The organism is Kitasatospora sp. NPDC004240 (genome assembly GCF_053603215.1).
Genome location: NZ_JBSGFD010000305.1, coordinates 1 through 6962, shown reverse-complemented (window position 1 = coordinate 6962; position 6962 = coordinate 1). Strand labels below are relative to the sequence as shown.

Sequence of the window (6962 nt, the reverse complement as noted above, 5' to 3'; positions counted from 1 at the left end):
GGGCCGGGCGGGCGACGGACAGGCCGGACGGGGCCGCGCGGGCCCGGCCTGCGCGGGGACGGCGGGCGGGGCGGCGGTGCCCGGCGGGTCGAGGAGCGGGTCGCGGTCCAGGATCCCGGTGTGCAGGGCGGCGAGCTCGGCGCCGGGTTCGATGCCGAGCTCCTCGACCAGCAGCCGCCGGCAGCCCTGGTAGGCGGCGAGGGCGTCGGCCTGCCGGCCGCAGCGGTAGAGGGCGAGCATCAGCTGGCCCCAGAGCCGCTCGCGCAGCGGGTGCTCGGCGACCAGCTCGGCGAGCTCGGCGGCGAGCGCGTGGTGGTGGCCCAGCCGCAGTCCGGCGTCGGCGCGGCACTCCAGCGCGTTCAGCCGGGTCTCCAGCATCCGGGCGGCGGCCTCCTGGCGGAGCCGGTCGTGGTCGACGTCGCAGAGCGGTTCGCCGCGCCACAGGGCCAGCGCGGTGTCGAACAGCCGGTGGGCGGCGGCCCAGTCGCCGGCGACGTACGCGCTGTGGCCGAGGGCGGCGCCCGACTGGAACGCGGCCATGTCGAACTCGCCCTCCAGGACGGTCAGCCGGTAGCCGTCCTGGTCGGTGGCCAGCCGGCGTCCGGCCTCCGGGCCGAGGGCGCGGCGCAGCCGGGTGACGTGGCTGTGCAGGGTGGCGCGGGCGCCCTGGGTGGGGCGGCCGTCCCAGACGAGCTCGATGAGCTCGGCACCGCTGACGCTCCGGTTGGCGCGCAGCAGCAGCGCGGCGAGCAGGGTGCGGCGGCGGCCCGACGGTACGGGCCGGACGGTGGTGCCGTCCTGGACGAGGGTGGGGCCGAGAAGTCCGAACTGCAACAGATCCCCCTACTGTGCGGCCCAAAAGGGCATGGCTCGGTGGGGGAGGGGCGGCGGGCGCCCCGCCCCCGGGCATGACAGCCGGTCGGTGCAGGGGATGTCCGACCTGGGGTCCGCCGCGCGCGGAGGGGTCAGGAGACGTCCTGCTCCGGGCGCTTGAGACGGGTGATGAACTTGTAGCGGTCGCCGCGGTAGATCGAGCGTACCCACTCGACCGGGTTGCCGTCGGCGTCGAAGGAGTGCCGGGACAGCTGGAGCATCGGCAGGCCGAGGTCGGAGCCGAGCAGGCCCGCCTCGCGCGGGTCGGCCAGGGTGGTCTCGATGGTCTCCTCGGCCTCGGCCACGGTGACCTCGTACACCTCGCGCAGGGCCGTGTACAGCGAGTTGTGCTTGGCGAGGTTGCGGCGCAGGGCGGGGAAGCGCTTGGCGGACAGGTGGGCGACCTCGATGGCCATCGGGTCGCCGTTGGCCAGCCGCAGGCGCTCGATCCGCAGCACCCGGCCGCCGGGCTTGATGTCCAGCAGCGGCGCGAGGCGCTCGTCGGCGGTGATGTAGCCGATCTCGATCAGCCGGGAGGTGGGCTCCAGGCCCTGGGCGCGCATGTCCTCGGTGTAGGAGGTCAGCTGGAGGGCCTGGGCGACCTTGGGCTTGGCGACGAAGGTGCCCTTGCCCTGGATGCGCTCCAGCCGGCCCTCGACCACGAGCTCCTGGAGGGCCTGGCGGACGGTGGTGCGGGAGGTGTCGAACTGGGCGGCCAGCGCGCGCTCCGGCGGGACCGGGGTGCCGGCGGGCTGCGTCTCGGTGAGCTGGAGAAGGTGCCGCTTCAGGCCGTAGTACTTGGGGACCCGTGCGGTGGGGTCCGTGCCGGCCTGGCCCGGGAGGTTCTTCACCTGGGGGTCGTGGACCTGGGCCGTGGTGCCCCCGTCGCTGCTCATCGGACCTGTCTCCCGCTTCTCGCGGGGCCGTTGCGGGCCCCGCCACATCGTTAACACCTCACATCGTTGCATGTATGGCTACGGAACGAATACCTCATCACGCGATGAACGATGTGCGGTGTCGGCTTGATAACGGGTGCCGATGATTGCCCGAACAGCCGTTGACAGGCCCATTGGTCTAGGCCAAGCTCCAGGCATCTGGTCTACACCACTAGGCCGGTCCTATGAATCCCCCACCCGTTCGCTGGGGTCCGCGGCACCTTTCCTCCCGCTTCGTGTGGGTCTGCCGCAGCCACCCGACGGGGGTAACCCAGGCATCCCTCAGGAGGATGGCGTGAAGCGTCAGCTCATCGCGGCGGTCGGCGTCGCGGCTATGGTCGTCGGTCTGGCTGCTTGTGGCTCGGACGGCAAGAAGGCGGAGGGTGGCTCGGCCTCCTCCGCCGCCAACTACAACGGCAAGTCCCTGACCGTCTGGCTGATGGACGGCTCCGCGCCGAAGGGCTGGTCGGACAGCGTCAAGGCCGACTTCGAGGCAGCCTACCCGGGCGCCAAGCTCAACATCCAGGAGCAGAAGTGGAACGGCATCGGCCAGCGGATCACCACCGCGCTGTCCGAGGGCTCGGTCGACGTCCTGGAGATCGGTAACACCCAGACCGCGGGCTACGCGGCCACCGGTGGTCTCCTCGACATCACCAAGGACAAGGCCGACCTGGGCGGCAACGACTGGGCCGCCAACCTCAACGAGTCGGCCGTCTTCGAGGGCAAGCAGTACGCCGCCCCGTGGTACTTCAGCAACCGCGTCGTCACCTACAACAAGGAGCTCTTCACCAAGGCCGGCATCACCGCCGCCCCGAAGACCCTCGACGAGTTCTACGCGGACCTGGACAAGCTGAAGGCGGCCGGCGTCGCCGAGCCGATCTACATGCCGGGCCAGGAGTGGTACACCTACTTCGGCCTGCTGACCAGCGAGGGTGGCAAGCTGGTCAAGAAGGACGGCGACAAGTGGGTCGGCAACCTGTCGTCCCCCGAGGCGCAGAAGGCCTTCGAGACCTTCAAGAAGCTGCAGAGCTACTCGACCGCCCCCAAGGACAAGGACGAGGCGACCCCGCAGCAGAAGGACGTCTTCGCCAAGGGCAACGTCGGCGCCATCATCGGCCTCGGCTGGGAGGTCCCGAAGCCCGAGGAGCTGGCCGCCGAGAAGATCGGCTACTTCCCGCTCCCCGGCAAGACCGCCGACAAGCCCTCCTCGGTCTTCCTCGGCGGCTCCAACCTGGCCATCGCGCAGGCGTCGAAGAACACCGACCTGGCCAAGGGCTTCCTCAAGATCGCCATGAACGACAAGCACGAGGGCAAGGTCGCCGCCGGCGGCAGCATCCCGAACAAGACCGCGCTCAACGCGCAGGTCTCCGGCGACTTCGCCAAGGCCGCCCTCCCGGCGTCCGCCAACGGCGCGATCACCCCGAACATCCCGTCCTGGGCGAACGTCGAGAACAACCCGAACCCGATCAAGGACTTCCTGACCGCCGCCCTGCAGAGCGGTGACTACGCCGCCACGGCCAAGAAGTACGACGACGAGATCACCAAGCGCCTCGCGCAGAAGCAGTAGCACCGAGCGGCGCCGCTCACCGACTCCCGGCGGGGAGCCGGTGGGCGGCGCCTACCCGTCGTGGTCAGGTTGTAAGGAAGAGAGAACGATGGCTGTGCATTCGGAGCGGGTGCAGACACAGTCCCCGGAGCCGGAGAAGGTCGCCGCGGGCCGCATCAAGAACGACGTCCTCGTCCCGGGCGGCGCTCCGTCCGGAGCCAGACCGGCGAAGTCCGGTCCGAGCCTGCTCTCGCGCAGCGCTCCGTACCTGCTGCTGCTGCCGGCGATCGTCGCCACCCTGCTGCTGCTGGGCTGGCCGCTGCTCAAGACCGTCCTCATCTCGTTCCAGAACCTCAACCGCCGCCAGCTGATCCAGCACCTGACGGAGTGGAACGGCTTCGAGAACTTCACCGAGCAGCTCACCAGCGAGGAGTTCTGGGACGTCACCCTCCGCAGCATCGCGTTCACCGTCCTCAACGTGGCGCTGATCATGATCGGCGGCGTGCTGGTCGGCCTGCTGCTCAACCGCCTCGGCAAGGTGATGCGGCTGGCGCTGTCGATCTCCCTGGTGCTGGCCTGGGCCATGCCCGTGGTCGCCAGCACCACGGTCTTCACCTGGCTCTTCGACTCGCGCTTCGGCGTGGTCAACTGGTTCCTGGACCAGCTGGGTTGGCACTCGATGGCCAACTACAACTGGTACAGCACCCAGTACTCGACCTTCTTCGTCATCCTGCTGCTGCTCGTCTGGGGCTCGATCCCCTTCGTCGCGTTCAACATGTACGCGGGTCTGACGACCATCCCGAAGGAGCTCTACGAGGCCGCCCGGATGGACGGCGCAGGCGCGTTCAAGATCTTCGGCTCGGTGATCCTCCCCAGCCTGAAGCCCTTCCTGGTCGCCACCACCTTCCTGGAGGTGATCTGGATCTTCAAGGCCTTCACCCAGGTCTACGCGCTCAACCAGGGCGGCCCCGAGCGGTCCACCGAGACCCTGCCGGTCTACGCCTTCGTCGAGGGCGTCGGCAACCAGCACTTCGGCATCGGCGCCGCGATCGCCGTGCTCACCATCCTGATGCTCGGTGCGCTCATGGCGTACTACTTCCGCATCATTCTGAAGCAGGAGGACGAGCTGTGAGGCGCTCGCTCATCGGCCGCACCTGGCCCAACGTCATCGCCGTCGTCCTCTTCGTCTTCTTCATCTTCCCCGTCTACTGGATGGTCTCCACGGCCTTCAAGGCGGACAAGGACATCATCAGCAAGGACCCGGTGTTCCTGCCGATCGGCGGCACGCTGGAGCACTTCACCCGGGCCATCGAGGTCGACGGCTTCTGGACGTACGTCTCCAACAGCGTCATCGTCACCGTCGGCGCGGTGCTCGGCTCGCTGGTCATCGCCACCCTGGCGTCCTTCGCGATCGCCCGGATGCGCTTCCGCGGCCGCAAGACCTTCGTCCTGGTCGTGATGGCGGCCCAGATGGCGCCCTGGGAGGTCATGACCATCGCGGTCTACCTGATCGCCCGCGACAACGACATGCTCAACAGCCTGGTCCCGCTGACCATCTTCTACATGATGATGGTGCTGCCCTTCACCATCTGGACGCTGCGCGGCTTCATCGCCGCGGTGCCGAAGGAGCTGGAGGAGTCGGCGATGGTGGACGGCTGCACCCGTACCCAGGCCTTCGTGAAGGTGATCTTCCCGCTGCTGGCCCCCGGCCTGATGTCCACCTCGCTGTTCGGCTTCATCACCGCGTGGAACGAGTTCCCGCTGGTCCTGATCCTGAACAAGCAGAGCGGCCAGACCCTGCCGCTGTGGCTGACCACCTTCCAGAGCGTCTTCGGCAACGACTGGGGCGCCACCATGGCCGCCTCGACCCTCTTCGCCATTCCGGTGCTGATCCTGTTCATCTTCCTGCAGCGCAAGGCAGTCGGTGGGCTCACCGACGGTGCCGTGAAGGGCTGACCCGTGAGCATCCTCGTCCCCACCGCGCCGGTCAGCGATCAGCTGCACCGCGACGCGCTGACCGTCCTGCAGCCCGGCTTCGTCGGCACCACCGAGGTGCCGGAGTGGCTGCGCCGCCACCTGGCGGCCGGCCTCGGCTCGGTCGCGCTGTTCGGCCGCAACGTCACGGACCACGTCCAGCTCGCCGCGCTCACCCGCCGGCTGCGCGACGAGAACCCCGACCTGCTCATCGCCATCGACGAGGAGGGCGGTGACGTCACCCGCCTCGACGTCGGCGCCGGCTCCTCCTGGCCCGGCAACCTGGCCCTCGGCGCGATCGACGACCCGCTGCTCACCCGGGACGTGGCCCGCGAGCTCGGCCGGGCGCTGGCCGCCTGCGGCGTCAACTACAACTGGGCGCCGACCGCCGACGTCAACTCCAACCCGCAGAACCCGGTGATCGGCGTGCGCTCCTTCGGCGCCGACCCCGAGCTGTGCGCCCGGCACACCGCCGCCTGGGTCGAGGGCCTGCAGTCGGCCGGCGTCGCCGCCTGCGCCAAGCACTTCCCCGGCCACGGCGACACCAACGTCGACTCGCACCACGGCCTGCCGCTGATCGACGTGGACGTCGAGACCCTGCGCGCCCGCGACCTGATCCCCTTCCAGGCCGCGATCGCCGCCGGGACCAAGGCCGTCATGACGGCCCACATCATGGTCCCGGCGCTCGACCCGAGCCGCCCGGCCACGCTCAGCCCGGCCGTGCTGACCGACCTGCTGCGCGCCGCCCCGGCCGACGGCGGGCTCGGCTACCAGGGCCTGATCGTCACCGACGCGATCGAGATGGGCGCCATCGCCGACACCGTCGGCATGGGCGAGGGCACCGCGCAGGCCCTGGCGGCCGGCGCCGACGCGATCTGCGTGGGCGGCGGCCTCTGCGACGAGGAGACCGTGCTGATGCTGCGCGACTCCATCGTGGCCGCGGTGCGGGCCGGCCGGCTCTCCGAGGAGCGGCTGGCCGACGCCGCCGCGCGGGTGCGCTCGCTCGGCAGCTGGGGCCGGATCGCGGCCCAGGGCGAGCAGTTGGAGCCGGACCTCGCGGTCGGCCTGCGGGCCGCCCGCCGGGCGCTGCGGGTGGTCCGCGCGCCGGGCCGCGAGGCCCTGCCGGTCACCGAGCGCCCGTACGTGGTGTCCTTCTCCGCCGAGCGCAACATCGCGGTCGGCGACGAGACGCCGTGGGGCGTGGCCGAGCTGCTGGCCGACCGCTTCCCCGGCACGCTGGCCCGTACGGTCGGCCCGGAGGCGGCCGGCGCCGAGCGGCTGGACGCCCTGGTCGCCTCGCTGGTGGGCGAGGCCGAGGGCCGCCGGCTGGTGCTGGTGGTCCGGGACGCCCACCGCCACGGCTGGATGTCCGCCGCGCTGGGCCGTCTGGTGGCGGCCCGTCCGGACGCCGCCGTGGTCGAGATGGGCATCCCCCAGTCCGGTCCGGTCGGCGCGCTGCACATCGCCACCCACGGCGCCGCCCGGGTCTGCGGTCTGGCGGCCGTCGAGGTGCTCACCGGACAGGCGGGAGCGATCGCCTGAGGCCGGTTCCCGGCAGTGACCTGGGGTGTCCGCGAGGCACCTGAGAGCGGGGCCCGCGATCCGCCTTCGAAAAAAGGGCCTCACAGCGATAT

The 6962-nt window shown here is 70.6% G+C and carries 6 protein-coding genes; 4 read left to right on the top strand and 2 right to left on the bottom strand.

Going from position 1 to position 6962, the window contains the following annotated elements; translation table 11 throughout:
- Both ACWEQL_RS39705 and ACWEQL_RS39700 read right to left on the bottom strand, forming a co-directional pair.
- A partial coding sequence (locus ACWEQL_RS39705; RefSeq protein ID WP_452156037.1) for an AfsR/SARP family transcriptional regulator occupies positions 1 to 834 on the bottom strand: 834 nt, incomplete at its 3' end.
- A gap of 131 nt (positions 835 to 965) precedes the next feature.
- Positions 966 to 1769, bottom strand: coding sequence for a GntR family transcriptional regulator (locus ACWEQL_RS39700; protein WP_452156035.1), 804 nt, complete (start codon positions 1767 to 1769; stop codon positions 966 to 968).
- Positions 1770 to 2103: 334 nt separating this feature from the next.
- On the opposite strand from ACWEQL_RS39700, the gene ACWEQL_RS39695 reads away from it, so the two are divergent.
- From ACWEQL_RS39695 to ACWEQL_RS39680, 4 genes are all read left to right on the top strand, one after another.
- Positions 2104 to 3375 carry an extracellular solute-binding protein gene (locus ACWEQL_RS39695; RefSeq protein WP_452156033.1) on the top strand — a complete coding sequence of 424 codons (1272 nt, stop codon included), beginning with the start codon at positions 2104 to 2106 and terminating at the stop codon, positions 3373 to 3375.
- Positions 3376 to 3463: 88 nt separating this feature from the next.
- Complete coding sequence (locus ACWEQL_RS39690) at positions 3464 to 4486, top strand: carbohydrate ABC transporter permease (protein WP_452156031.1); 1023 nt, start codon at positions 3464 to 3466, stop codon at positions 4484 to 4486.
- Positions 4483 to 5310 (top strand): carbohydrate ABC transporter permease, encoded by an 828-nt coding sequence (locus ACWEQL_RS39685; protein ID WP_452156029.1) that lies wholly within the window; start codon positions 4483 to 4485, stop codon positions 5308 to 5310. Before ACWEQL_RS39690 ends, ACWEQL_RS39685 begins: the two co-directional genes overlap by 4 nt.
- A 3-nt stretch (positions 5311 to 5313) precedes the next feature.
- Positions 5314 to 6870, top strand: a complete 1557-nt coding sequence (locus ACWEQL_RS39680) for a glycoside hydrolase family 3 protein (protein WP_452156027.1) — start codon at positions 5314 to 5316, stop codon at positions 6868 to 6870.
- Positions 6871 to 6962 lie beyond the last annotated feature (92 nt).